The sequence below is a fragment of the Brevundimonas sp. UBA7838 genome (genome assembly GCF_002500885.1).
Taxonomy (GTDB): Bacteria; Pseudomonadota; Alphaproteobacteria; order Caulobacterales; family Caulobacteraceae; genus Brevundimonas; species Brevundimonas vesicularis_C.
Genome location: NZ_DLTK01000080.1, coordinates 1 through 21,559 on the forward strand (window position 1 = coordinate 1; position 21,559 = coordinate 21,559).

The following is a 21,559-nucleotide window of genomic DNA, read 5'->3' on the forward strand; positions in this document are numbered from 1 at the left end:
CGAGGGCTGTCCGCTGCGCGGCATGGGCGCAACGCAATCGGTGTTCGGACGCGGCAACCCCAACGCCTCGGTTCTGATTGTCGGCGAAGGTCCCGGCGGGGATGAGGATCGGGCGGGGCAACCCTTCGTCGGCAAGGCCGGGCAGTTGCTGGACCGGATGCTGGCGGCGGCGGGCCTGACCGACAAGGTCTTCATCACCAACACGGTCTTCTGGCGTCCCCCTGGCAACCGCACCCCCAGCCCGCAGGAACAGGCGGTGTGCGCGCCCTTCGTCGAGCGCGCCTTCGCCCTGCTTAAGCCCAGGGCCGTGCTGCTGCTGGGCGCAGCCTCGGCCAAGTCGGTGCTCGGCGCCGAGGAAGGCATCATGAAACTGCGCGGCGCCTGGAAGGAATGGCGTCTGCTGGAGGGGGCGGTGTCGGCGCCCGTCATGCCGACCCTGCATCCCGCTTTTTTGCTGCGTCAGCCACAAGCGAAACGACAGGTGTGGAGCGACCTGCTTTCGCTGGCCGTTCGCCTTGAAACGGACTCGGTTGAAGAACAAGGCTAATCGCGGCATGTTCGCATGCTGACGACCGATCGCCATACACGCGCCCGTAGCTTACGCGCGTCGCCAACGAGGGGGCCGCCGCTTATGTTTCTGTTCCGCCGCGCGATCCTCGCGTCGACGCTTGTTCTTGCGTTCTGCGCCGCCACGACGGCCGCGACCGCCGAGACGCCCTACGGGTCAACCGCCGAGGCCAGTGCCGGTTCCGGACGTCCCACCGCGCTGAGCTCGGCCGACAGAATCTCCTACACCACCGCCTTTGACGCCCTGCGACGCGGCGATATCGAGACGGCCCGCACGGCGGCCCGTCAGGCGCAGGACCGCGTGCTGCTGGGTCAGGTCGAGTTCGAAAGCCTGTTTCATCCCGATCATGTCGCCACCTACGAAGAGCTGACGGCCTGGCTTGAGACCTATTCGGATCTGCCGTGCGCAGACCGAGTCTATACGCTGGCGCTGCGTCGTCGCCCCGACGGCGCGCCCGAGCCGGTGCGCCCCGGCGGCGTGCTGGGCCGCACCTGGAACAGTCTGGTCAGCGCCGTGTCCGGCGACGGCGGCGTCACCGATCCGGCCAAGGCGGCGCGCGTCGCCTACAACAACGACGACCTGACCGGCGCCTCGGCCCTGGGGCGTCAGATCGGCGACTGGTGGACGGTCGGCCTCGCGGAATGGCGTCTGGGCCAGTTCCACGAATCCTTCGCCGCCTTCGAACGCGTCGCCAACGATCCAACGGAGGACGCCTGGGTCCGCGCCGGCGCCGCCTTCTGGACCGCGCGCGCCGCCGCCCAGTCGGGTCGTCAGGATCGCGTGACCGACTATCTGCGCCTGTCGGCCCAGTGGCCTGCCACCTTCTATGGCCAGATCGCCCTGCGTCAGCTCGGAGAAGAGCCGACGATCGAGAACATGGGCCCCCGCCCCTACGAAGCCGAGCCACGCCTGCGCCGCGCCGCCTATGTGCCCCAGAGCGCCGCCGTCGAACCGACCGCCCTGGAAGCCTTCGTCCAGGCCGACGCCCGGGCCAAACGCACCGTCGCCTTCTATGAGGTCGGGCGGAACGCCGATGCCGAGACCGAGCTGCGGTCCGGGCTGCGCACCGCCGTCGGCGATGCGGCCAAGATGTGGACCGCCCTGGCGCGCGCCATTCTGCCGGTCAACAACGGCGACGCCACGCGCATCGATGCGACCCGCTATCCTACGCCGGACCTGGCGCCCGAAGGCGGCTTCGTCATCGAGCGGGCGCTGGTCTACGCCTTGGCGCGCAAGGAAACCGATTTCAATCCCAACGCCCGGTCCAGCGTCGGCGCCTATGGGCTGATGCAGGTCATGCCGACGACGGCGGCCGAGATGACCGGCGATCGCACCTTCGTCTCGGACCCGACCAAGCTTCTGGTTCCGGCGGTCAACATGCGTCTGGGCCAAGCCTACATCAACAAGATGCTGGCCCTGCCGGCTTTCCAGGGTGATCTGCTGCGGGCCGTGGCCTCCTACAACGCCGGCCCTGGGCCGATGCTGGCGGCGGTCAGGAAGCTGGGCGCGGACGCCGATCCCCTGCTGCTGATCGAGACGATCGACGTGCCCCAGGCGCGTGACTACGTCGAAAAGGTCATGGCCAGCTACTGGATCTATCAGCGGCTGTTCGGCGGCCCGCTGAAGACCCTGGACGCCGTCGCATCGGGCGCGCGCGCCGTTCCGATGGCGCTGGATTACGTGGCTCCGCCGCCCCAGGCCGAGCCGGTCCTGATCGCCGAGACGACGCCCATCGCCGGCGCGCGCTGACCTCTCAGAAGACCGCGAACAACAGGCTGGCCCAAAACGCCGCCCCGACCAGGGCCGCAAGCCCATAGGCCATGACCGGATTCAGGCCGCGCGCAGCGGCTTGGGTCGGAGGGCTGGGCAGGATCGGGCTCGTCATACCCTTAGAGATAACAGCGTCCACTTAACGCTGCGTCAGCCGGGATGGTTGTCGTGCGTTAAGCCCAGCGCGTCGGCTTCCCACTCAAGAAAATGCGGATGGGCCAGCAAGGTCTCGGCATAGGTCTGGGCCGTGCCGTCGTCTCCGTGGGCGGCGAGGTCCAGCTGGAAATGGCGGATGCGGGCGGCGACCGGCGTGAAAAAGGCGTCCGGCACGGACCAGTCGCCGAACAGATACGGCCCGCTCGCGCCGAACCGGTCACGCAGGCTCCGCCACAGTTCGACGATCCGGCGCAGATCCTTGGCCAGGCCCGGATAGTCCGGCGCCGGTGCGCGGCTGGGGCCGACCATCCAGTGATCCGGGCCGGTCGAACATGCCGTGCGCAGGGCGGTGAAGCCGCCATGCATCTCGCACGCCGCCGAACGCGCCAGCCAGCGCGCATGGGCGTCCGACGGCCAGAGCCGCGCGTCGGGATAGCGTTCGGCGGCCCAGACGGCGATGGCCATCGAATCCCAGATCACCTCGCCCTCGACCTTCAGCACCGGGACAAGGCCGGACGGCGAATGTTCACGGATGCGTTGATCGGTGTCGGGCTGGTTCAGCGGCACGATGATCTCGTCGAAGACCGCGCCGCAATGTTTCAGCACCAGCCACGGCCGCAGCGACCACGTCGAATAGGCCTTGTCGCCGATCACCAGTTCCATCACGCGTCTCCTGTCGCCGCCATCAATGGCTCGCCGCCAGCTTCAGCACAACCAGGCCCGATGCGACCAGGGCGACGCCCGCGATCCTGAGCGGCGTCAGCGGCTCGCCTAGAGAGACCGCGCCCACCACAAAGGCGCCGACCGCGCCAATGCCGGTCCAGATGGCGTAGGCCGTGCCCAGCGGGAGGGTCTTCATCGCCAGCGACAGCAGACCGAACGAACCGATCATGAAGACGATCATGCCCACGGTCGGCCACGGTCGCGTGAAGCCGGCCGACGCCTTCATCAGAAACGCCCAGACGACTTCGAGCAGACCGGCGAAAAAAAGGAATACCCAGGCCATGACATTCTCCCTGCATGACGTCGGGTCGTCCCGGCGTTGGTCCCATGTGGGGGAGGTCGTCCTCCTGAAAGCGCGCTGAATCTGGGACAACGGCCGGCAAAGTCAACCGCGCCGTCCCGCAAACCTTGACTCCGCGCCCCCCACGACCGACACGACCCGCCCATGATCACGCGCTACTCCCGCCCCGTCGCCGCCGCCATCTGGTCCCAGGAAACCAAGTACAAGATCTGGTTCGAGATCGAGGCCCACGCCGCCACGAAGATGGCCGAGCTGGGCGTGATCCCCAAGGAATCGGCCGACGCCATCTGGGCCAAGGGCAAGGATGCGACCTTCGACGCCGACCGCATCGACGAGATCGAACGCACCACCAAACACGACGTCATCGCCTTCCTGACGCACGTCGCCGAGATCGTCGGCGAAGAAGCCCGTTTCCTGCACCAGGGCATGACTTCCTCGGATGTGCTGGACACCTGTTTCGCGGTTCAACTGGCGCGCTCGTCGGACCTGCTGATCGAAGGCGTCGATCGGGTTCTGGCCGCGTTGGAGACACGCGCCAAGGAGCATAAATACACCCCGACCGTGGGCCGTTCGCACGGCATCCACGCCGAGCCCGTCACCTTCGGCCTGAAGCTGGCCGGCTATCACGCCGAGTTCCAGCGCGCCAAACGCCGCCTGATCACCGCCAAGGAAGAGATCGCCACCTGCGCCATTTCGGGCGCCGTCGGCACCTTCGCCAACGTCGATCCGGCGGTCGAACAGTATGTCGCCGACCAGATGGGCCTGACGGTCGAGCCGGTCTCGACTCAGGTCATCCCGCGCGACCGCCACGCCGCCTTCTTCGCCGCCCTGGGCGTCGTCGCCAGCTCGGTCGAACGTCTCGCCGTCGAGATCCGCCACCTGCAACGCACCGAAGTCCTCGAAGCCGAGGAGTTCTTCGACAAGGGTCAAAAGGGCTCGTCGGCGATGCCGCACAAGCGCAACCCGATACTGACCGAGAACCTGACCGGCCTGGCCCGTCTGATCCGTTCTGCCGTGACGCCCGCGATGGAGAACGTCGCCCTGTGGCATGAGCGGGACATCAGCCACTCCTCGGTCGAACGCGGCATCGGCCCGGACGCCACCATCCACCTGGACTTCGCCCTGCACCGTCTGGCGAATGTGGTCGAGCGGCTGAACGTCTACCCAGAGAATATGCAGAAGAACATCGACCGCCTGGGCGGTCTGGTGCACTCGCAGCGGGTGATGCTGGCCCTGACCCAGGCCGGCGTGTCGCGCGAAGACGCCTATGCCGCCGTTCAGGAGAACGCCATGAGGGTCTGGCGCGGCGAAGGCGCCTTCCTGGATTTCCTGAAGGCCGACGACCGCGTCACCCTGCCCGCCGACCAGCTCGAAGCCCTGTTCGACCTCGGCTACCACACCAAGAACGTGGACGTGGTGTTCAAGCGGGTGTTCAATGAGGCATGATCGCCGCGCTGCTCGCTCTGTTCATTCAGGCCAACACGCCTGAGATCAGCTACATCGGCTGGTCGGTTTATGCACCTACCGCTCTGCTGTCTGATGACGCCCGGGCTGAAGTCTGCCTGCGGCGTCACAAGGGTTCGCGCTCGATCAAGACAGACATGCGATGCGTGGTGAGTGCGGGCAGGCAGTTGGGCGGCTGCGACTTAACTGACGACCGTCATATGAGCGTGCGCGATCTAGAGACCCTGCGCTGTATCGCCCAAACACAATCTGCTCCATCCGCATCTTCAGTCGGCAGGACGATGGTCGTGACAATCACGGTCAATGCGCGTTGAACAAGACAATCCGGCTCAATCCCCGGCTCGATCCCCGCGACTATGCGGTGGCCTATGCGCGCGACGGCATGGTGCAGGTGCCCGATCTGCTGGATGAGGCGAGCGCCGAATGGCTGGATCTTGCGCTCGAACACGACACGTCTTGGCATCTGTCATTGAAGACGCCGGAGGGCGGCAAGGTGCTGTCGCCGCAAGACATGCAGGCCATGGGCCGCGATGCGATCGGCGCACAGATGCAGCGCGCGCTGGCGGAGGGTCGTGACGGCTTCTCCTTCATCTATCTGGCCTATCCGATCATCACGACCTTGCTCACCGGGAAGGACGAGGGCCATGCGACGCACGCCCTGGTGCAGTTTTTCAACGACATGCCCTTCACAACATTCGCCAAAGCCGTGACCGGCGAAACGAGCGTGACCAAGATCGACGCGCAAGCCACCTGGTTCCGGCCCGGCGACTTCCTGACCCAGCACGACGACACAGGCGTCGGCGAGCGGCGGGCGGCCTATACGTTGGGGCTGTCGCGCGATTGGCGGCCGGATTGGGGCGGCCAGTTGCTGTTTCACGACGCAAACGGCGATATCGAACGCGGCTTCAAGCCGGGTTTCAACGTCTGGACGGTATTCAAGACACCCCGCCAGCACTCTGTGGCACCAGTCGCCGCCTACGCAGGCGGTAAGCGCCGCTCGATCACCGGCTGGCTGCGCGACGACCCGCCGGTCAAGTGACGGACCATACGGGCGGTCGCAGGCTGGGGTTCGCACCCGTCGTCGATGCGGAAACCCGATTGTTGATCCTGGGCAGCCTGCCCGGCGACGCCTCGCTGAAGGCGGCCCAGTACTACGCCCATCCGCGCAACGCCTTCTGGCTGCTGATCAGCGGGGTGCTGGGTGAAGACCTGGCGGCACAACCCTATGAGCAGCGGCTGGGTCGATTGAAGACGCGCGGCGTGGGACTGTGGGATGTGATTGCGTCGGCGGAACGGTCAGGCAGTCTGGATGCCGCGATCCGCTCGCCGGAGGCGGCTGATCTGCGCGGCCTGATCGGCAGCTTGCCGCGGCTGAGAGCGGTCGCCTTCAACGGCAAGCTGGCGGCCAAGTTGGGACGGCGCATTATCGGCGACGTCGCAGAGGTTCGCCTTATCGACCTGCCTTCATCCAGCCCCGCTCATGCGATTCCCCTGGCAGACAAGGCGAACATCTGGAATTCGTTGACTGATCTGATCGAACGATAGGTTTCTTGCTGCAAAGCAGCATAGAACTACGAGTGAAAACTCAATGGTGAAGCTGCGATGTCTTGTCGCGCGCAATGCATCCATTGTGCGGTGTCGCGCGTAACGTTCCCGTTACCGCCTTGAGAGCGGCCAAAGGGAACGAACACATGACCAAACTTCGCAATCTTATGCTCGTCGCCGTCTCCGGCGGCGCGCTGATGGCGCTCGGCGCCTGCGGCAACAACGAGCCGGCCGCCACGACGCCGGCGGAATCGACCGCCATGGCTCCGGCCGACGGCGCCGCCATGGCCCCCGCGACCGACCCGATGGTGGGCGGCGCTGCCATGAGCCCGAACGAGACTATCGTCGCCAACGCCTCCAAAGCCTCCAACCTGACCACCCTGGTCGCCGCCGTGAAGGCCGCCGGCCTTGTCGACACCCTGCAGGGCGCGGGTCCGTTCACGGTCTTCGCCCCTGACAACGCCGCATTCGAGAAGATCCCCGAGGCGACGCGCACCAGCCTGATGCAGCCGGCGATGAAGGCTGATCTGACCAAGATCCTGACCTACCATGTGGTCGCCGGTCGTCTGACGGCCGCCGATATCGCAGCCCAGGCCGAGGCCAACGGCGGCACCGCCACGCTGAAGACGGTTCAGGGTGAAGAACTGAAGGTTTCGGCCGGCCCGAACAACACCTGGGTCATCACCGACGCCAAGGGCGGCAAGTCCACGATCACGCAGGCCGACGTGGGCCAATCGAACGGCGTCGTCCACGTCGTCGACACGGTTCTGATGCCGTAAAAAATATTTGGTTTCGGGCGGCGACGCCTGAAACCAAATCTCGGCCCTGGTGTTCTTCAGGGGCGCGAGACGCACAGTACGCCGGGTGAGACATCCCCCCAACGTCCCCGGCAAGAAGAAAGGGCCGCACTTTCCCCCGGGTGCGGCCCTTTCGAATTCTCAGATCAGTCCAAAGACCGAGGTGATTACTCGCCGGCGCGAATCTGCTCGCGAGCGATCGAGGCCAGTTCGTCGATCTTGGAGCGAATCTCGCCCTCCGACACCGACAGGCCCGAGGCCTTGAAGTCGCCGGCGACCTTGCGGAACACGTCCTCGTCTCCCGGCTGCTCGAAATCGGCGCGCACTACGGCGGCGGCGTACTGGTCCGCGCTTTCGCTCGACAAGCCCATCTTTTCCGCAGCCCAAAGGCCCAGCATCCGGTTGCGCCGGGCGATGGCCTTGAACTCCTGCTCCTGATCGAGGGCGTATTTGGCTTCGAAGGCCTTTTCCCGATCGTCGAAGGTCGTCATTTCGCTCAGCAAAGCTCCGTCCACCCCGCTAACGTCGGGGCAAGCGCCGTCTATAGACCGCCCGCCCGCGAACGCAACCTGACTTCCGTCGCATGGACATCCTGTCCCCAATGATTGCAGCGCCGGCCATCCTCATTTGTATCGAGGGCCGCCTTCGGCTAAGGAGACCCCGAACGAGATTGACTGCCCGAACGATTCCGAAACGCGCCGCCAGGACCGGGTCTTCCCCCTCCACATATGGCCGCGCGATTTTTGTTTCTGGAGGGCGCCCGTAAGCCGGGACCGGACCATGAACAGCAAGCGCAAGAAGATCTACGAAGGCAAGGCCAAGATCCTGTACGAAGGACCCGAGCCCGGCACCCTGATCCAGTACTTCAAGGACGACGCCACCGCCTTCAACGCGCAGAAGAAGGCCGTTCTTGAAGGCAAGGGCGTGGTGAACAACCAGATCAGCGAGTTCATCATGTCGCGCCTGAACGGCATCGGCGTGACCAACCATTTCATCAAGCGTCTGAACCTGCGCGAGCAGCTGATCCGCGAAGTCGAGATCATTCCGCTCGAAGTCGTGTGCCGCAACATCGTCGCCGGCTCGATGAGCCAGCGCCTGGGCATCGAGGAAGGCACGCCCCTGCCCCGCTCGATCATCGAGTTCTATTACAAGAAGGATGAGCTCAACGACCCGATGGTCACCGAAGAGCACATCACCGCCTTCAACTGGGCCTCGACCCAGGAGCTGGACGACATGCTGGCGATGACGGTGCGGGTGAACGACTATCTTTCCGGCATGTTCAGCGCCGTCGGCATCACCCTGGTCGACTTCAAGATCGAGTTCGGCCGGGTGTGGGAAAACGACTTCAGCCGCGTCTTGCTGGCCGACGAAATCAGCCCCGACAGCTGCCGCCTGTGGGACGCCTCGACCGGCGAGAAGCTGGACAAGGACCGTTTCCGCCGCGACCTGGGCAATGTCATTGAAAGCTATACCGAAGTCGCGCGTCGCCTGGGCATCATGAAGGGCATGCCGACGGTGATCCAGGGAGGACTGCACTGATGGCCAAGGTAAAAGTTCACGTCTTCCTCAAGCCCGGCGTCCTGGATGTTCAGGGCAAGGCCGTCGAAGGCGCCCTGCAGGGTCTGGGTTGGTCGGGCGTCTCCAATGCCCGCGTCGGCAAGCTGATCGAGTTCGACCTCGCCGGCGCCGAAGACCCGCAAGGCGAAGCCAAGAAAATGTGCGAGCAGCTGCTCGCCAATACGGTGATCGAAAGCTACCGCATCGAGGCGGCGTAAAATCTGCTGTCTCCTCTCCCATGTCGCGGGAAGGAGACAGTTGCATCCTTCGGCATCGACGCCAGTTTAGCAGACGGCTTGATTGACGGAGCGCCCATGACCTTCACCCTTACCTCCACCGATATCCAGGACGGCGGCGTGCTGCCGGACGCCCAGGTTCACGCCAAGGGCAACACCTCGCCGCAGCTCTCCTGGTCCGGCGCGCCGGAAGGGACCAAGAGCTATGCGATCACCTGCTATGATCCCGATGCGCCGACCGGCTCGGGCTTCTGGCACTGGACGGTGGCCAATATTCCGGCGGATGTGACCGAGCTGCCGGCCGGCGCCGGCTCGCCGGGCGGGCATCTGCCGCATACCGCCGTCCAGGGCCGTACCGACTATGGCCAGCCCGGCTTCGGCGGCGCCGCCCCCCCGCCCGGTCATGGGCCGCACCGCTACATCTTCACCGTCTTTGCGGTGGATGTCGAAAGCCTGGACATCACGGCCGACAACTCCGGCGCCGTGTTCGGCTTCAACCTGCATTTCCACACCCTGGCCAAGGCGTCGATCACGGCGACCTACGAAAACAAAGCGTGATCGTTGTGGGGCGGCGTCGCCCTTGTGGCGTCATGAACGCTGATTAGTGTGCAGCGCAACATGACCGACGCCGCCTTCGACACTCCCCTTCCCGTCCGCTCGCGCGGGGCGGTCGCCCTCGTGCTGATCGCTCTAGCCATGGGCGGGTTCGCGATCGGCGTGACCGAGTTCGCGGCCATGAGCATCCTGCCGGACTTCGCCGCCGGGCTTGGCGTCGATGCGCCGACCGCCGGCCATGTCATCAGCGCCTATGCCGCAGGCGTCGTGGTCGGCGCGCCGATCTTGGCCGTGCTAGGAGCGCGCTACCCACGCTGGCTGCTGCTGATCGCCTTCATGGCCCTGTTCGCCATCGGCAATGTGGCCAGCGCCCTGGCCCCAACCTATCACTGGATGCTGGTCTTCCGCTTCCTCAGCGGCCTGCCGCACGGGGCCTATTTCGGCGTGGCGGCCCTGGTCGCGGCCTCGATCGTGCCGCTGCATTTTCGCACGCGCGCGGTTTCGACCATCCTGATGGGACTGACGGTCGGCACCGTTCTGGGCGTGCCCGTCGTCAACGTCATCAGCCATGCCCACGGCTGGCGCTGGACCTTCGCCATTGTCGGCATGCTGGCCGTCGTCACCATGGCCCTGGTCGCCCTGTTCGCACCGCGCGATCCGGCCCACCCCCACGCCAGCCCCTGGCGCGAGTTGGGTGCCCTCAAGCGCGGCCAGGTCTGGCTGACCCTGGGCGTGGGCGCCATCGGTTTTGGCGGTATGTTCGCAGTTTACGCCTATCTGGCCTCCACGCTTGAGGCGGTGACGGGCGCCAGCCCCGGCGTGCTGCCGTGGGTTTTCGCCGTGTTCGGCGTGGGCATGTTCCTGGGCAATATCCTGGGGGCTTGGGCGGCGGATCATCTAGGGTTCAAGGCGGCGGGCGGCCTGTTGTTATGGAGCGCAGCGGCGTTGGCGCTTTATCCGCTGGCGGCGCCCCACCTGTGGGCCGTGATGGTCGTGGTTTTCCTGATCGGCGGCGGAGGCGGCCTGGGTTCGATCCTGCAGACGCGGCTGATGGACGTCGCCGGCGACGCCCAGACCCTGGCGGCGGCGCTCAACCATTCGGCGTTCAACACGGCCAACGCCATCGGCCCGCTGCTGGGCGGGATGGCGATCGCGGCGGGCTATGGCTGGGCCTCGACCGGCTGGGTCGGCATGGGCCTGTCCCTGGGCGGCTTTGTCATCTTCCTGATCGCCTGGCTGACCGGTCGGGCGCGCACGACGTCCTGACAAGGCGAAAGAAGCCTGCTAAAGGCCCGCGCCATGAGCGCAGCCGTCATCGTCTTCCCCGGTTCCAACTGTGATCGCGACTGCAAGGTCGCCGTCGAACGCTCCACCGGCGAGCCGGTCTCGTTGGTGTGGCACGCCGAGACCGAACTGCCCCAAGGCCTGGGCCTGATCGTCATTCCCGGCGGCTTCTCCTACGGCGACTATCTGCGCTGCGGCGCCATGGCGGCTCAGTCGCCGGTCATGCAGGCGGTCAAGAAGGCGGCGGACGACGGCGTCGCCGTGGTCGGCATCTGCAACGGCTTCCAGATCCTGTGCGAGGCCGGAATGCTGCCCGGCGCCCTGCTGCGCAACAAGGGTCTGAAATACGTCTGCAAGCCGATCGCCCTGACCGTCGCCAACGGCCAGACCCGCTTCACCGCCGGCTATCAGGGCCAGCGCGAAGTGACGATGACCCAGGGCAACGGCGACGGAAACTTCTTCGCCGACTCCGAGACCCTGGCCCGGATCGAGGGCGAGGGTCAGGTCGTCTTCCGCTACGTCGACAACCCGAACGGCTCGGTCAACGATATCGCCGGCATCCAGAACGCGCGCGGCAACGTCCTGGGCATGATGCCCCACCCGGATCGCGCCTTCGAAGCCGAACTCGGCTCCGCCGACGGCGCGACCCTGTTCCAGAGCATCTACGCCGCCGCTTGATCAGTCGGCGTCGTCGACTCCCTGAACGGCCAGGCTTTCGTCCAGTTCGTCAGCGTCGGTCGATACGCCGTCTTCAGAACCTTCGTCCTCGTCCGGCGTAACCACGCCGCCCGGTTCGCGCTGGGCGGCCAGTTCGCGGGCGCCGACGCCGAGGCCTTGTTCGATAGCGCGGTTGGCGGCGACTTCGTCTTCGAGCGATGGCTGGGTGTTGTCGGTATCGGCCATGATAGGCTCCTTGAGTATGGACTGCACCTGACAACCACGCGGTCGGGCCGATTGTTCCTAACGGCCGAAAAACGGCTCCAGACTGGCGCGGGACAGCGGGCGGAAGATCAGGAACTGACCGTCCACCGTCACTGTGACCTCATGCGCTTGCGGACGTTGCAGCAGGGCCGGATCGTCCAGCGACACGGCGCGGCCCGAGGCGATATCGCGCGCATCCAGCGCCGGCGTCGTCGGCCGCCTGTTCTCGTTGGCGAGAGCCGACAGGAAGCCCCGCAGCTCATTGGCCTGCTGCTGAGGCGTCAAGGCTGCGCGAACACGTGACCAGGCGGTCTGGACCGAGGTGGGCAGCTGCGCTCCGCTCGTCTGGGCGGACGCTTGGCCCGCTGCCACGACGATCGCGATCAGCACGGCCGGCAGGGAGGTTTTGAGCGTCATGTCGGGCAGGATGAAGCCGCCGGCGGCCAATGCAAGCTTCACTTTTCTGCCGGTCGCGGTGAACCTTCTGGCGTGGCGAGGCGTAAAGGCGGGAACAAGCGTCGCATTGGAAATCGAATGTCCTCCATCATCCGTCCCACGCCCCGCCAACGCACCCGTCGTCTGGTCGTCCTGGCCGCCGCCCTGTTCGCGATCGTCGTACCTCTGGTGCAGAACTTGGCCGGCCTGGGCCTGAACCAGGCCGAGTTCGCCGCAGACGGCAACAGCACCCTGCGCGTTGCGGGCTACGCCTTCTCGATCTGGGGCCTGATCTATATCGGCATTCTGGCCTATGCGATCCGTCAGGCCCTGCCGCAGACGGGCGAAAGCCCGCTGCTGGGTCGAATGGGTCTGCCGTCCGCCGTCGCCTTCTTCGGCATTGGATTCTGGATCATCGTGGCGGCCCTGAACCTGAAGGCCGCCAGCGTGGGCGTGATTTTCGCCTCGCTGATCGCGCTGTTACTGCCGATGCTGGCCGTATCCGGCCACATCCGCGCGCTGGGGATGTTCGATCGCGAGCGCATCCTGCTGGTCTGGCCGCTGGCGGCCCTGGCGGGCTGGCTGACGGTGGCTGCGCCGCTGAACCTGATCACGACGGCGACCGCGTTCAACGCCCTGCCCGCCGCCCTGTCGCCTGACCTGTGGGCCATCGTCGCCATCGTCGCCGTCACGGTCGTCGCCTTGGCGGTGACCGCTGTGCTGCGCACCCTCGCCTATCCGATGCCGACGGCCTGGGGCCTCCTGGGCGCGTTCGTCGCCGAACAGGCGGACAAGCCGACCGTCGCCTTCACGGCCCTGGCCGGCGCGATCGTTCTGCTGATCGGCGGCCTGCTTCTGACCTTCCGCCTGCGGCCGGGCGTCGAACGCGCTCGATAAGCCTCAGGGTTTCTCGGTGACCGCATCGTCCTGAGGGGCGTGGTCATCGGCGCCCACATCGAAGGCGCCGGTTTCATCGAAGCCGACGCTGCCCACCCCGACGGCCGAACCGGTCAGCCGCTGACGACGGCTGGCCAGAGCCGCTTGCGGCGCCGCGGCGTCCATCTCCGCCGTGGTTTCAGGATCATTGGAACGATCCATCTGCTGGCCCGAGGCCGGGACGATGCGGTCGGTGTGGGGCTTGCTCACGCCTCGTCCTCCTCGGCGTCATCGGCCTGTTTCTGAGCCCGTTCGGCCAGGGCGGAGGCGCCGGCGTCGTCGGCGGCGATCTCGGGCAGGTCGTCATCTTCGGGGGTGGCGGCGGGGTCGATGGGCGTGTCGGTCATGGCGGCTCCTTTGGCTGTCGACGAAATCAACCACCTGCGATGGACGATGTTCCCCGTTCTTGCGCCGCGCGGGCTGACATTCGGCCCATCTGCGGCTAGAAGCGCCGCCCATGAGCGCTCCGCAAAAGACCCCCCAGAAGTCGATGGCTGAACTGGCCGCCGAATACGGCTTGGCCCCCAATGAATATCAGGTCGTCCTCGACCGACTGGGGCGCGAGCCCAACCACGTCGAGCTGGGCGTCTTCTCGGTCATGTGGTCCGAGCACTGCTCCTACAAGTCCTCAAAAATCCACCTGGGCAAGTTCCCCACCACCGGCGAGCGCGTCATCTGCGGTCCGGGCGAGAACGCCGGGGTGATCGACATCGACGACGGCGATGCCTGCATCTTCAAGATGGAGAGCCACAACCACCCGTCCTACATCGAGCCCTACCAGGGTGCGGCGACAGGCGTGGGCGGCATCATGCGCGACGTCTTCACCATGGGCGCGCGGCCGGTGGCCCTGCTGAACGCCCTGCGCTTCGGCGATCCGTCGCATGAAAAGACCAAACGCCTGGTCAAGGGCGTGGTCTCCGGCATCGGCGGCTATGGCAACTGCGTCGGCGTGCCCACGGTCGCGGGCGAGACCAACTTCCATAAGGGCTACAACGGCAACATCCTGGTCAACGCCATGTGCGTCGGCCTGGCCCGCGCCGACGAAATCTATTATTCGGCCGCGCCGGAGGCGGGCCATGACGTGGTCTATTTCGGCTCCAAGACCGGCCGCGACGGCATCCACGGCGCCACCATGTCCTCGACTGAGTTCGACGACGAGTCGGAGGCGAAACGCCCCACGGTCCAGGTCGGCGATCCGTTCGCCGAAAAGCTGCTGATCGAGGCGACGCTGGAGCTGATGGCGTCCGGCGCCGTCGCCGCCATTCAGGACATGGGCGCGGCGGGCTTGACCTCCTCCTCCGTCGAAATGGCAGGCAAGGGCGGCGTCGGCATCGAACTGAACCTCGATAAGGTGCCGCAGCGCGAAACCGGCATGACGGCCTATGAGATGATGCTGTCGGAAAGCCAGGAGCGGATGCTGGCGGTGCTGAAGCCCGGCTATGAAGACGTCGGCTATCGCATCTTCCAGAAGTGGGGCCTGGACTTCGCCATCATCGGCGTGACCACCGACACCGGCCACCTGGTGCTGAAGCATCACGGCGAGACCGTCTCCGACGTGCCGCTGGCGCCGCTTTTCGACGACGCGCCCCTGTATGACCGCCCGTGGGTCCAGCCGGAGCTTCAGCCCAAGCTGAACCACTCGGACATTCCTGCGCCCGAGAACTGGGCTGATGCGGTGATGAAGGTCGTCGCCTGCCCCGACATGGCCTCCAAGCGCTGGATCTGGGAACAGTACGACCGCCACGTCATGGCCGACACACTGCAGGACTCGGCGACCGGCGCCGACGCCGGCGTGGTGCGCGTGCATGGTACGGACAAGGGTCTGGCCGTCACCTCGGACTGCACCCCCCGCTACGTCCAGAACGACCCCTACGAGGGCGGCAAACAGGCGGTGGCCGAGGCCTGGCGCAACCTGACCGCCGTGGGCAGCCGTCCGATCGCCATCACGGACAACCTGAACTTTGGCAACCCGCAGCGCCCGGAGATCATGGGCCAGATCGTTCGCGCCATCGACGGGATGGCCGAGGCCTGCCGCGAACTGGTGTTCCCGGTCGTGAGCGGAAACGTGTCGCTCTATAACGAGACCAACGGGGTCGCCATTCCGCCGACCCCGACCGTGGGCGCCGTCGGCCTGCTGCCCAACTACGACGTGGTGACCGGCTTCTCGACCATGGCCGAGGGCGATGCGCTGGTCCTGATCGGCCAGACCCAGGGCGAACTGGGCGCGTCCATCTATCTGCGCGAGGTCCTGGGCCGCGAGGACGGCGCCCCGCCGCCCGTCGATCTGAAGCTGGAAAAGAAGACCGGCGACTTCGTGCGCGACCGGATCGAGGCGGGCGAACTGACCGTGGTTCACGACCTCTCGGACGGCGGTCTGATCGGCGCCGCCGCCGATCTGGCGCTGGCCTCCGACGTCGGGGTCACCCTGGACGCCTCCAGCGCCGCCCACGCCCACATCTTCCTGTTCGCCGAGGACCAGGCCCGTTACCTGGTCGCTGTGCCTGACGCTGACGCCATCATCGCCAAGGCGCGTGAGGCGGGTCTGCACGCTTCGGTCGTCGGCCATGCGGGTGGCGCCGCCTTCGCCTCCAAGGGCGACAAGGGCGAACTGTTCAGCATCCCTGTCGCCCATCTGCGCGAATGGCACGAAGGCTGGATGCCGAGTTGGCTGGGCGACGCGGCATGATCCGGGTCCTGACGCCGCTCGTCTTGCTGGGCCTGCTGAGCGCCTGCGATGGCGGCGGCGATCCAGTGCAGCAGGCGCTTCGGGATACCTCCGCCGCCAACCAGGCTGCGGCGGCGCGCACGACGGAACAGATGGAAGCCGCGGGTCATGCCGGTCACGATATGGGCGGCCCCACCGCGGGCGCCACATCCGGAGACAAAGCCTTCGCCGCCTCCGAGGCCGAGATGCACCGCAAGATGGCCGCCGCCTCGGGTCAGACGATCGACCAGGCCTATGTCGCCAAGATGATCGCCCACCACGAAGGCGCCGTCGCCATGGCCAAGGTCGCCCTGCGCGACAGCCGCGACCCCGAAATCCGCCGCATGGCCCAGAGCGTCGTCGATACCCAGACGCGCGAGATCGCCGAGATGAAGGCCTGGGCGCCGACCGCCCCTCCGGCGAACTGAGATTGGCCAAGGGACCCTATCGCGGCGGCGGAAAGCCAGCGGCGCCCACCCGCACCAAGGCTGCGTCGGGAGGGCGGCCGTCTTCCAAGCCTTCGCAGATCACCAGAGACGAGCTGAAGCATTTCGCCTTTCGCGATCGCTCCAAGGAGGCGTTTCTGGACGAGCTCGACCCCCTGCTCCGCGCCTGTTTCAAGGGCGGCTTCACCCGGCCTAACGAGGTCGCCGGCCTGCTGAACAAGGCCGGCAAGAGCACCGCCTGCGGCCAGCCGTGGACGCCTCACCTCGTATGGGGTCTTCAACGCTTTCTGTTCGAACGGCGCGAAAGGAAGAGAGCGACTCAAGCCGCTCCTCCCGCGGCCACGGCTTCGAAACCCGTCGTCTCCAGCCAGCGCTCGAAAGACCTAGCCGCCGAAGATATGACGCGGTTGCTCGCCGCGATCGGCAGGGCGCGCCCGTCGCGTTGACGTCGCATTGATCCCGCATGAACGCAGGAGCCGGATGGCGCGTTTCAGGAGCGATGCGCCTGGCTGAACCGGCGACTTGAACAGGGAGCGTCTGATGGACGCGACGACCGCCGACACCATCTTCCGCCCTGCGATCCCGCCCCGGCGCGCGGGCAAACCGCTGTCGCTGTTGCCCTTCCTGTGGATCAGCTGGCGCGACCCGATCCAGATGTGGTCCGAGCGGCATTTCACCGAGCCGCAACTGTATGGATCCTCGGCCTTTGGCGAAATCCTGGTGGTCAGCCATCCTGAGGGCGTGCGGCACGTCCTGACCGAGAACGCCGCCAACTATGTGAAGGGCGATCTGCAACGGCGTGTGCTGGGGCCGATGCTGGCGGAAGGCCTGCTGCTGACCGAGGGCGAGGTCTGGCGTCGCGCCCGGCGCATCCTCGCGCCCCTGTTCACCCCCGCCAAGATGGCGACCCTGAACGCAAGGATGGCCGAGGTCTGTCACGCGCGTGTGGCCGCCTGGTCGCTGTCGGCGCGCGGGCGGGTGCTGGATATCGACAGCGAGATGTCGGGCCTGACCTTCGACATTCTGTCGGCGACCATGTTCTCGGACGAGCTGGGCGGCGAGGCCCGCGGGTTCGAGCGGGCGCTGAACCAGTTTCTGGCCAACGGCGCGCGCATCGATCCGCTGGACGTGCTGGGTGCACCGGACTGGGCCCCGCGCCTGGGCCGCCTGGCCAGCTTCCGCTCGGCCCGCTTCTTCGAGCAGCGTGTGACGAAGCTGGTCGAGGCCCGCCGCGCCAAGATCGAGAGCGGCGACGCGCCGCCCGACGACCTGCTCAGCGCGCTTCTGCTGGCCCGCGACGAACACGGCGGTCCGGGCCTGAGCGACGAAGAGGTCGCGGCCAATATCCTGACCTTCATCCTGGCGGGACACGAGACCACGGCCCGCGCCCTGGGCTGGACCCTGCATCTGCTGTCGCGCCAGCCCGAGTATCTGGCCCGGCTCCAGGCCGAGGCCGACGCCTTCGACGTCTCCGATCCGAAATGGGCCGAGGCCCTGCCTTGGACCCGCGCCGTGCTGGAGGAGACGATGCGCCTGTTTCCGCCCGCCCCGACCATGGCCCGCAAGGCCCTGGCCGACGACGAGATCGGCGGACAGACGATCAAGGCCGGCGCCACCGTCATCATCTCGCCGTGGATCCTCCAGCGTCACCAGCTGCTGTGGGACGACCCCGACGCCTTCAAGCCTGATCGCTTCCTGCCCGAGAACCGCAAGGCCATCGACCGCTACGCCTACATTCCATTCAGCGCCGGACCCCGCGTCTGCATCGGCGCCGCCTTCGCCCTGCAGGAGGCGATGATCGCCCTGGCCGCCATCCTTCGCGTCGCCGATGTCGAGGCCCTGACCACGGTGGAACCCCGTCCGGTCCACCAGATCACCTTACGCAGCCGCGAACCCATGCGATTGCGGCTGAGAGCGCGGCGCAAGTGCTGACCAAGCGGCGCCGTCGCGGATCCGCCACGAACCGTTTATAGGTCGCGCCGACCTTCCCACTTGAGGCGACCTTTGCGCACCGCCATCCTGCTCCCTCCGGGCTGCCTGTTTTCCGAAGCTCAGCCGAACTCGATGGAGACGGTGGTGCGAACGATGGCGGGCGTCGAGCAAGGTAGCGAGACGCGCATCTTCTGCTGCCAAGGCGCGGACGACGGCGTTTCAACGAACGTGGACGCCTTGCCGGCGGGGCGTGGCCGCATGCCCACCCTGATCGAGCGGCTGCGCGCCTTTCGACCTGATGTGATCGAACATCATCAGCAGGTGAAACAGGCGCTGGCCGTGCAGCAGGCCCTGCCCGAGACGCCCCACCTTCTCTATCGCCACAACGCCCTGCGCCCGCCGCGCCACCCCATCGACCGATGGCGTTATCGGGCGCGTTATGAGCGGCTAGACGGCCTGGTCTTCGTGAGCGTGGCGGAGCGCGACGCCTTCGTGCGCACCTTCCCCGATCTGCACGACCGGGCGTTCGCGGTGCCCAACCCCATCGAGGCCGGCGCCTGGCTGGCCTCGCCCGAGGATCGAGAGCCGGTGATCGCTTTCGCCGGGCGCGCCATGCCGGAAAAGGGCGTCGATGTGCTGTGCGCCGCCCTGCCCTGCGTTCTGGACGCCCATCCCGACTGGCGCGCCGTGCTGATGCTGAACGACTGGGACGATCATGCGCGCTGGGCGGCCCGACATGTCGCGCCGCTGGAAAAGTATGGCGACCGGGTCGAGGTGCTGAAGTCCGCGCCTTTGGGCGAGGTGCGGCGACGGATGCAGACGGCCGCCATCGCCCTGACGCCGTCTGTCTGGGATGAGCCGTTCGGCCTCACGGCGATCGAGGCCCATGCGGCAGGCGCGGCCCTGATCTCGTCCGGGCGCGGCGGCCTGCGTGAAGCCAGCGGGCCGCACGCCCTCTATGTCGATGCGGTGACCCCGAAGACACTGGCGGCGGCGATGGACCGGCTGATCTCGTCACCCGAGGAACGATTGGCGCTGGCGCGATCCGCACAGGCCTATGTGCTGGCGACCCACACGCCCAAACGTCGCGCGGCCGAGCTGATGGTCGTGCGCCAGACGGTGATCGACCGTCGCCGGGCGCGTCAGACGACCGGGATCGCCTGAGACAACCGCCCGCCAACCCGGATCGGCTCGACCCGCGTCGCCAGCCCCGTCCGGTCGTCGGTCTCGACGAAGACCCCGCACACGGTCGCCGGGCCGGAGGCCGGCATGTAGCGGCCGCCGGAAATCCGGGTGGTGAAGCGGCGCAGCGGCTCTTCCTTCTCGTTGCCGATCACGCTGTCATAGTCGCAGCAGCCGCCGGCATCGGTCTGATAGGCCGTGCCGCCGGGCAGGATCTGGCAGTCGGCCGTCGGGACGTGGGTGTGAGTGCCGACCACCAGCGACGCGCGCCCGTCGCAGAAATGGCCCATGGCCATCTTCTCGGACGTGACCTCGGCATGCATGTCCACGATCACGGCGTCAGCTACCGCGCCCAGCGGCGCCGCCGCCAGTTCGCGCTCCACCGCCCCGAACGGGTCGTCCATCGGGTCCATATGCACCCGGCCCAGCACATTCATGACCAGGACCGTGCGGCCCGAATGGGTCTCGAACAGATTGGCCCCGGCGCCTGGCGCATCCATAAGACGCGGATAGTTAGCCGGCCGGATCAGGCGCGGCTCGCGCACGATATAGGTCAGGGCCTCGCGTTGGTCCCAGCTGTGGTTGCCCAGCGTCAGGCAGTCGGCGCCCGCCATGAACAGCTCGCGCGCCGTGTTCTCGGTGATGCCGAAGCCGCCCGCAGCGTTCTCAGCATTCACGACCACGAAGTCGAGTTTCAGGTCCCGCTTCAGGCCCGGAAGATGATCGCTTATGCCGTCACGACCAGACTTGCCGATGACGTCGCCGAAAAATGCCAGTCTCATGCGAAAGCCGTATAGCCGGTCTCGGTCAGAACACCATGCAGTCGAATATCGTGAGGCTCTAGCGCCAGCCGCTCGGCTTTCTGGCCGGCATAGGCGAAACCGATGCGGATGGCGTCGGGTCGGGCGGCGAAGGTCCGGTCGTAATAGCCGCCGCCCTGCCCCAGGCGCCCGCCCTGTTCGTCAAAGGCCAGCAGCGGCGTCAGGATCAGGTCCGGCATGACGACCTCGGCCAGAGGCAGCGGCGCGGGGCATCCGGCGGCGTCCATCTCCAGCGGCTCGCCGGGCGACCAGGCGCGGAACTCCATCGGCGCGTCGCGCTCTACGACGACCGGCAGGCACAGCCGGCGGCCCGCCGCCTCCAGCGCCGCGGCGAGGGCGTCAGTAGCCAGCTCCGACCCCATGGCGCGATACAGCGCGACGATCCGAGCGGCCGGAAGCGCATCGGCATGGTCCCCAGCCCGGCTGGCGGCCAGCGGATCTGCCTCGGCCAGACGCTTGCGCAAGGCGCGGGCAGCCGATCGAAGTTCGTGCTTGTCCTGGATCATCGAACCGCCCCTGCGAACGCGTGCTCATGCAGAGAGCCGCCGCACGACGAGCGATAGCACACTCGCAAAGAGAGGAAGGTGGCGGCGCCGCACGAACCGTGAAGAACGTTTAAATCCTCTCGACCTGGGTAGCCAGGTGGGCTCCGTATGCCCAAGCCCTCGAGCCCGGACAGGGACAGATCCCTATGAGTGAATTAAGGTCAGAAGGATATGTTGTCTTCGACGTGAGCCGCAGCAAGACCCGCCGTCGATCAAGATAGGCCTTCGCCGGCCCCGACGCCAGCATCCGCAGCGGAATAATCGCCTAGAGGTTTTGGGCGATCTTTTCGATCCGCGCGGCGACAGCGTTCAGCGCCTCCGCGACCCCGTCCGTCGACGCCGCCGCCGGGGCGGCCGATGACGAAGGCCCCGCCTTGCCAGCGTTCAGCCGCGCCTCGTGCAGCTCGTCGGCCAGGATCAGCGCGGACATCAGAAACAGCCGCAGATCGCCAACATGGCCCACGTCGCCTGCGACCTGGCGCACTTGGTTGTCGAACTGTTTGGCCAGGATGCGGACCCTCTCTTCCTGCCCGTCGGCGCAGCCCACCGCATAGGGGCGACCGTTGACCTCGACCGTCACTGTCGCCATCAGTCGGCCTCGCTTTCGGCTAGGGCGTCGCGCACGGCCTGGGCGGCGCGGCCCAGGGCCTCGGACGCCTCGCGCCCGGCGGCCTCCAGTTC

29 protein-coding genes and 1 other RNA gene are annotated in these 21,559 nt (G+C 66.8%); 18 read left to right on the top strand and 12 right to left on the bottom strand.

Annotated features, from left to right (window positions below; all coding sequences use genetic code 11):
* A partial coding sequence (locus tag B3T77_RS06485) for a uracil-DNA glycosylase (protein WP_292078231.1) occupies positions 1-547 on the top strand: 547 nt, incomplete at its 5' end.
* Positions 548-631: 84 nt separating this feature from the next.
* Positions 632-2,317 (top strand): lytic transglycosylase domain-containing protein, encoded by a 1,686-nt coding sequence (locus tag B3T77_RS06490; RefSeq protein WP_292078232.1) that lies wholly within the window; start codon positions 632-634, stop codon positions 2,315-2,317.
* 4 nt (positions 2,318-2,321) lie between these two features.
* Here B3T77_RS06490 and B3T77_RS06495 read toward each other — a convergent pair whose 3' ends face one another.
* From B3T77_RS06495 to B3T77_RS06505, 3 genes are read right to left on the bottom strand one after another with little or no spacing between them, the layout of a single operon-like run.
* On the bottom strand, positions 2,322-2,453 hold the full coding sequence (locus tag B3T77_RS06495) for a hypothetical protein (RefSeq protein ID WP_255353863.1): 132 nt from the start codon (positions 2,451-2,453) through the stop codon (positions 2,322-2,324).
* A 35-nt stretch (positions 2,454-2,488) separates the two neighbouring features.
* Positions 2,489-3,157: a glutathione S-transferase family protein gene (locus B3T77_RS06500; protein WP_292078233.1), complete on the bottom strand. Its 669-nt coding sequence runs from the start codon at positions 3,155-3,157 to the stop codon at positions 2,489-2,491.
* Positions 3,158-3,179: 22 nt separating this feature from the next.
* On the bottom strand, positions 3,180-3,500 hold the full coding sequence (locus tag B3T77_RS06505; protein WP_292078234.1) for a DMT family transporter: 321 nt from the start codon (positions 3,498-3,500) through the stop codon (positions 3,180-3,182).
* 162 nt (positions 3,501-3,662) lie between these two features.
* Here B3T77_RS06505 and purB point away from each other — a divergent pair, with 162 nt between their 5' ends.
* The 5 genes from purB to B3T77_RS06530 all read left to right on the top strand — a co-directional run bounded on the left by purB (position 3,663) and on the right by B3T77_RS06530 (position 7,306).
* Positions 3,663-4,964 (top strand): adenylosuccinate lyase, encoded by a 1,302-nt coding sequence (gene purB, locus B3T77_RS06510; RefSeq protein WP_292078235.1) that lies wholly within the window; start codon positions 3,663-3,665, stop codon positions 4,962-4,964.
* Positions 4,961-5,296, top strand: coding sequence for a hypothetical protein (locus tag B3T77_RS06515; protein ID WP_066550020.1), 336 nt, complete (start codon positions 4,961-4,963; stop codon positions 5,294-5,296). The genes purB and B3T77_RS06515 overlap by 4 nt, the downstream gene beginning before the upstream one ends.
* The gene (locus B3T77_RS06520; RefSeq protein ID WP_292078236.1) at positions 5,293-6,021 is read left to right on the top strand and encodes a 2OG-Fe(II) oxygenase; all 729 of its coding nucleotides are present in this window, start codon (positions 5,293-5,295) and stop codon (positions 6,019-6,021) included. The genes B3T77_RS06515 and B3T77_RS06520 overlap by 4 nt, the downstream gene beginning before the upstream one ends.
* Positions 6,018-6,527, top strand: coding sequence for a DNA-deoxyinosine glycosylase (locus B3T77_RS06525; protein ID WP_292078237.1), 510 nt, complete (start codon positions 6,018-6,020; stop codon positions 6,525-6,527). The genes B3T77_RS06520 and B3T77_RS06525 overlap by 4 nt, the downstream gene beginning before the upstream one ends.
* Positions 6,528-6,673: 146 nt before the next feature.
* The gene (locus tag B3T77_RS06530) at positions 6,674-7,306 is read left to right on the top strand and encodes a fasciclin domain-containing protein (protein WP_055752966.1); all 633 of its coding nucleotides are present in this window, start codon (positions 6,674-6,676) and stop codon (positions 7,304-7,306) included.
* 185 nt (positions 7,307-7,491) lie between these two features.
* Here the strand turns inward: B3T77_RS06530 and B3T77_RS06535 are convergent, their stop codons facing one another.
* The gene (locus B3T77_RS06535) at positions 7,492-7,815 is read right to left on the bottom strand and encodes a DUF1476 domain-containing protein (protein WP_039244540.1); all 324 of its coding nucleotides are present in this window, start codon (positions 7,813-7,815) and stop codon (positions 7,492-7,494) included.
* Positions 7,816-8,104: 289 nt separating this feature from the next.
* Between B3T77_RS06535 and purC the strand changes: the two genes are divergently transcribed.
* From purC to purQ, 5 genes are all read left to right on the top strand, one after another.
* Positions 8,105-8,863: a phosphoribosylaminoimidazolesuccinocarboxamide synthase gene (gene purC, locus B3T77_RS06540; RefSeq protein WP_055752965.1), complete on the top strand. Its 759-nt coding sequence runs from the start codon at positions 8,105-8,107 to the stop codon at positions 8,861-8,863.
* The gene (gene purS, locus B3T77_RS06545; protein WP_066550016.1) at positions 8,863-9,099 is read left to right on the top strand and encodes a phosphoribosylformylglycinamidine synthase subunit PurS; all 237 of its coding nucleotides are present in this window, start codon (positions 8,863-8,865) and stop codon (positions 9,097-9,099) included. Before purC ends, purS begins: the two co-directional genes overlap by 1 nt.
* A 96-nt stretch (positions 9,100-9,195) precedes the next feature.
* Positions 9,196-9,675, top strand: a complete 480-nt coding sequence (locus tag B3T77_RS06550) for a YbhB/YbcL family Raf kinase inhibitor-like protein (protein WP_292078238.1) — start codon at positions 9,196-9,198, stop codon at positions 9,673-9,675.
* A 60-nt stretch (positions 9,676-9,735) separates the two neighbouring features.
* On the top strand, positions 9,736-10,938 hold the full coding sequence (locus B3T77_RS06555) for an MFS transporter (protein WP_292078239.1): 1,203 nt from the start codon (positions 9,736-9,738) through the stop codon (positions 10,936-10,938).
* 33 nt (positions 10,939-10,971) lie between these two features.
* Positions 10,972-11,634: a phosphoribosylformylglycinamidine synthase subunit PurQ gene (gene purQ, locus B3T77_RS06560; protein WP_292078240.1), complete on the top strand. Its 663-nt coding sequence runs from the start codon at positions 10,972-10,974 to the stop codon at positions 11,632-11,634.
* On the opposite strand, the gene B3T77_RS06565 is transcribed toward purQ, so the two are convergent.
* Positions 11,635-11,859, bottom strand: coding sequence for a hypothetical protein (locus B3T77_RS06565; protein ID WP_292078241.1), 225 nt, complete (start codon positions 11,857-11,859; stop codon positions 11,635-11,637).
* 57 nt (positions 11,860-11,916) lie between these two features.
* Positions 11,917-12,336, bottom strand: coding sequence for a hypothetical protein (locus B3T77_RS06570; RefSeq protein WP_292078242.1), 420 nt, complete (start codon positions 12,334-12,336; stop codon positions 11,917-11,919).
* A 75-nt stretch (positions 12,337-12,411) separates the two neighbouring features.
* Here B3T77_RS06570 and B3T77_RS06575 point away from each other — a divergent pair, with 75 nt between their 5' ends.
* Positions 12,412-13,209: a hypothetical protein gene (locus B3T77_RS06575; RefSeq protein WP_292078243.1), complete on the top strand. Its 798-nt coding sequence runs from the start codon at positions 12,412-12,414 to the stop codon at positions 13,207-13,209.
* Between the two features lie 3 nt (positions 13,210-13,212).
* Here the strand turns inward: B3T77_RS06575 and B3T77_RS06580 are convergent, their stop codons facing one another.
* Both B3T77_RS06580 and B3T77_RS06585 read right to left on the bottom strand, forming a co-directional pair.
* Complete coding sequence (locus B3T77_RS06580; RefSeq protein WP_292078245.1) at positions 13,213-13,458, bottom strand: Tat pathway signal protein; 246 nt, start codon at positions 13,456-13,458, stop codon at positions 13,213-13,215.
* Positions 13,455-13,595 carry a hypothetical protein gene (locus B3T77_RS06585; protein WP_153922446.1) on the bottom strand — a complete coding sequence of 47 codons (141 nt, stop codon included), beginning with the start codon at positions 13,593-13,595 and terminating at the stop codon, positions 13,455-13,457. Before B3T77_RS06585 ends, B3T77_RS06580 begins: the two co-directional genes overlap by 4 nt.
* Before the next feature lie 110 nt (positions 13,596-13,705).
* On the opposite strand from B3T77_RS06585, the gene purL reads away from it, so the two are divergent.
* The 5 genes from purL (at position 13,706) to B3T77_RS06610 (ending at position 19,494) form a co-directional block, all read left to right on the top strand.
* A complete protein-coding gene (gene purL, locus B3T77_RS06590; protein WP_292078247.1) occupies positions 13,706-15,934 on the top strand; it encodes a phosphoribosylformylglycinamidine synthase subunit PurL in 2,229 nt (742 codons plus the stop codon).
* The gene (locus tag B3T77_RS06595; protein WP_292078248.1) at positions 15,931-16,380 is read left to right on the top strand and encodes a DUF305 domain-containing protein; all 450 of its coding nucleotides are present in this window, start codon (positions 15,931-15,933) and stop codon (positions 16,378-16,380) included. The genes purL and B3T77_RS06595 overlap by 4 nt, the downstream gene beginning before the upstream one ends.
* 2 nt (positions 16,381-16,382) lie before the next feature.
* Positions 16,383-16,844 carry a hypothetical protein gene (locus B3T77_RS06600; protein WP_292078249.1) on the top strand — a complete coding sequence of 154 codons (462 nt, stop codon included), beginning with the start codon at positions 16,383-16,385 and terminating at the stop codon, positions 16,842-16,844.
* A 94-nt stretch (positions 16,845-16,938) separates the two neighbouring features.
* Positions 16,939-18,330, top strand: coding sequence for a cytochrome P450 (locus B3T77_RS06605; RefSeq protein ID WP_292078250.1), 1,392 nt, complete (start codon positions 16,939-16,941; stop codon positions 18,328-18,330).
* Between the two features lie 72 nt (positions 18,331-18,402).
* Positions 18,403-19,494, top strand: a complete 1,092-nt coding sequence (locus tag B3T77_RS06610) for a glycosyltransferase family 4 protein (RefSeq protein ID WP_292078251.1) — start codon at positions 18,403-18,405, stop codon at positions 19,492-19,494.
* Here the strand turns inward: B3T77_RS06610 and B3T77_RS06615 are convergent.
* The 4 genes from B3T77_RS06615 to B3T77_RS06630 form a co-directional block, all read right to left on the bottom strand.
* Complete coding sequence (locus tag B3T77_RS06615) at positions 19,473-20,294, bottom strand: TIGR00282 family metallophosphoesterase (protein WP_017504752.1); 822 nt, start codon at positions 20,292-20,294, stop codon at positions 19,473-19,475. The genes B3T77_RS06610 and B3T77_RS06615 overlap by 22 nt on opposite strands.
* On the bottom strand, positions 20,291-20,839 hold the full coding sequence (locus tag B3T77_RS06620; protein ID WP_292078252.1) for a 5-formyltetrahydrofolate cyclo-ligase: 549 nt from the start codon (positions 20,837-20,839) through the stop codon (positions 20,291-20,293). Before B3T77_RS06620 ends, B3T77_RS06615 begins: the two co-directional genes overlap by 4 nt.
* Positions 20,840-20,919: 80 nt before the next feature.
* Positions 20,920-21,080, bottom strand: a non-coding RNA gene (gene ssrS / locus B3T77_RS06625) — 6S RNA.
* Between the two features lie 63 nt (positions 21,081-21,143).
* Positions 21,144-21,467, bottom strand: coding sequence for a cell division protein ZapA (locus B3T77_RS06630; RefSeq protein ID WP_292078253.1), 324 nt, complete (start codon positions 21,465-21,467; stop codon positions 21,144-21,146).
* Between the last annotated feature and the right edge of the window lie 92 nt (positions 21,468-21,559).

Excerpts from the sequence above, each read along its gene's own strand:
- purQ (WP_292078240.1), top strand. The coding sequence starts at position 10,972 with ATGAGCGCAGCCGTCATCGTCTTCCCCGGTTCCAACTGTGATCGCGAC.
- B3T77_RS06555 (WP_292078239.1), top strand. The coding sequence starts at position 9,736 with ATGACCGACGCCGCCTTCGACACTCCCCTTCCCGTCCGCTCGCGCGGG.
- B3T77_RS06565 (WP_292078241.1), bottom strand. The coding sequence starts at position 11,859 with ATGGCCGATACCGACAACACCCAGCCATCGCTCGAAGACGAAGTCGCC.
- purB (WP_292078235.1), top strand. The coding sequence starts at position 3,663 with ATGATCACGCGCTACTCCCGCCCCGTCGCCGCCGCCATCTGGTCCCAG.
- purL (WP_292078247.1), top strand. The coding sequence starts at position 13,706 with ATGAGCGCTCCGCAAAAGACCCCCCAGAAGTCGATGGCTGAACTGGCC.
- B3T77_RS06530 (WP_055752966.1), top strand. The coding sequence starts at position 6,674 with ATGACCAAACTTCGCAATCTTATGCTCGTCGCCGTCTCCGGCGGCGCG.
- B3T77_RS06575 (WP_292078243.1), top strand. The coding sequence starts at position 12,412 with ATGTCCTCCATCATCCGTCCCACGCCCCGCCAACGCACCCGTCGTCTG.
- B3T77_RS06585 (WP_153922446.1), bottom strand. The coding sequence starts at position 13,595 with ATGACCGACACGCCCATCGACCCCGCCGCCACCCCCGAAGATGACGAC.
- B3T77_RS06490 (WP_292078232.1), top strand. The coding sequence starts at position 632 with ATGTTTCTGTTCCGCCGCGCGATCCTCGCGTCGACGCTTGTTCTTGCG.
- B3T77_RS06605 (WP_292078250.1), top strand. The coding sequence starts at position 16,939 with ATGGACGCGACGACCGCCGACACCATCTTCCGCCCTGCGATCCCGCCC.
- purC (WP_055752965.1), top strand. The coding sequence starts at position 8,105 with ATGAACAGCAAGCGCAAGAAGATCTACGAAGGCAAGGCCAAGATCCTG.
- B3T77_RS06500 (WP_292078233.1), bottom strand. The coding sequence starts at position 3,157 with ATGGAACTGGTGATCGGCGACAAGGCCTATTCGACGTGGTCGCTGCGG.
- B3T77_RS06495 (WP_255353863.1), bottom strand. The coding sequence starts at position 2,453 with ATGACGAGCCCGATCCTGCCCAGCCCTCCGACCCAAGCCGCTGCGCGC.
- B3T77_RS06620 (WP_292078252.1), bottom strand. The coding sequence starts at position 20,839 with ATGATCCAGGACAAGCACGAACTTCGATCGGCTGCCCGCGCCTTGCGC.
- purS (WP_066550016.1), top strand. The coding sequence starts at position 8,863 with ATGGCCAAGGTAAAAGTTCACGTCTTCCTCAAGCCCGGCGTCCTGGAT.
- B3T77_RS06630 (WP_292078253.1), bottom strand. The coding sequence starts at position 21,467 with ATGGCGACAGTGACGGTCGAGGTCAACGGTCGCCCCTATGCGGTGGGC.
- B3T77_RS06515 (WP_066550020.1), top strand. The coding sequence starts at position 4,961 with ATGATCGCCGCGCTGCTCGCTCTGTTCATTCAGGCCAACACGCCTGAG.
- B3T77_RS06535 (WP_039244540.1), bottom strand. The coding sequence starts at position 7,815 with ATGACGACCTTCGACGATCGGGAAAAGGCCTTCGAAGCCAAATACGCC.
- B3T77_RS06595 (WP_292078248.1), top strand. The coding sequence starts at position 15,931 with ATGATCCGGGTCCTGACGCCGCTCGTCTTGCTGGGCCTGCTGAGCGCC.
- B3T77_RS06550 (WP_292078238.1), top strand. The coding sequence starts at position 9,196 with ATGACCTTCACCCTTACCTCCACCGATATCCAGGACGGCGGCGTGCTG.
- B3T77_RS06505 (WP_292078234.1), bottom strand. The coding sequence starts at position 3,500 with ATGGCCTGGGTATTCCTTTTTTTCGCCGGTCTGCTCGAAGTCGTCTGG.
- B3T77_RS06615 (WP_017504752.1), bottom strand. The coding sequence starts at position 20,294 with ATGAGACTGGCATTTTTCGGCGACGTCATCGGCAAGTCTGGTCGTGAC.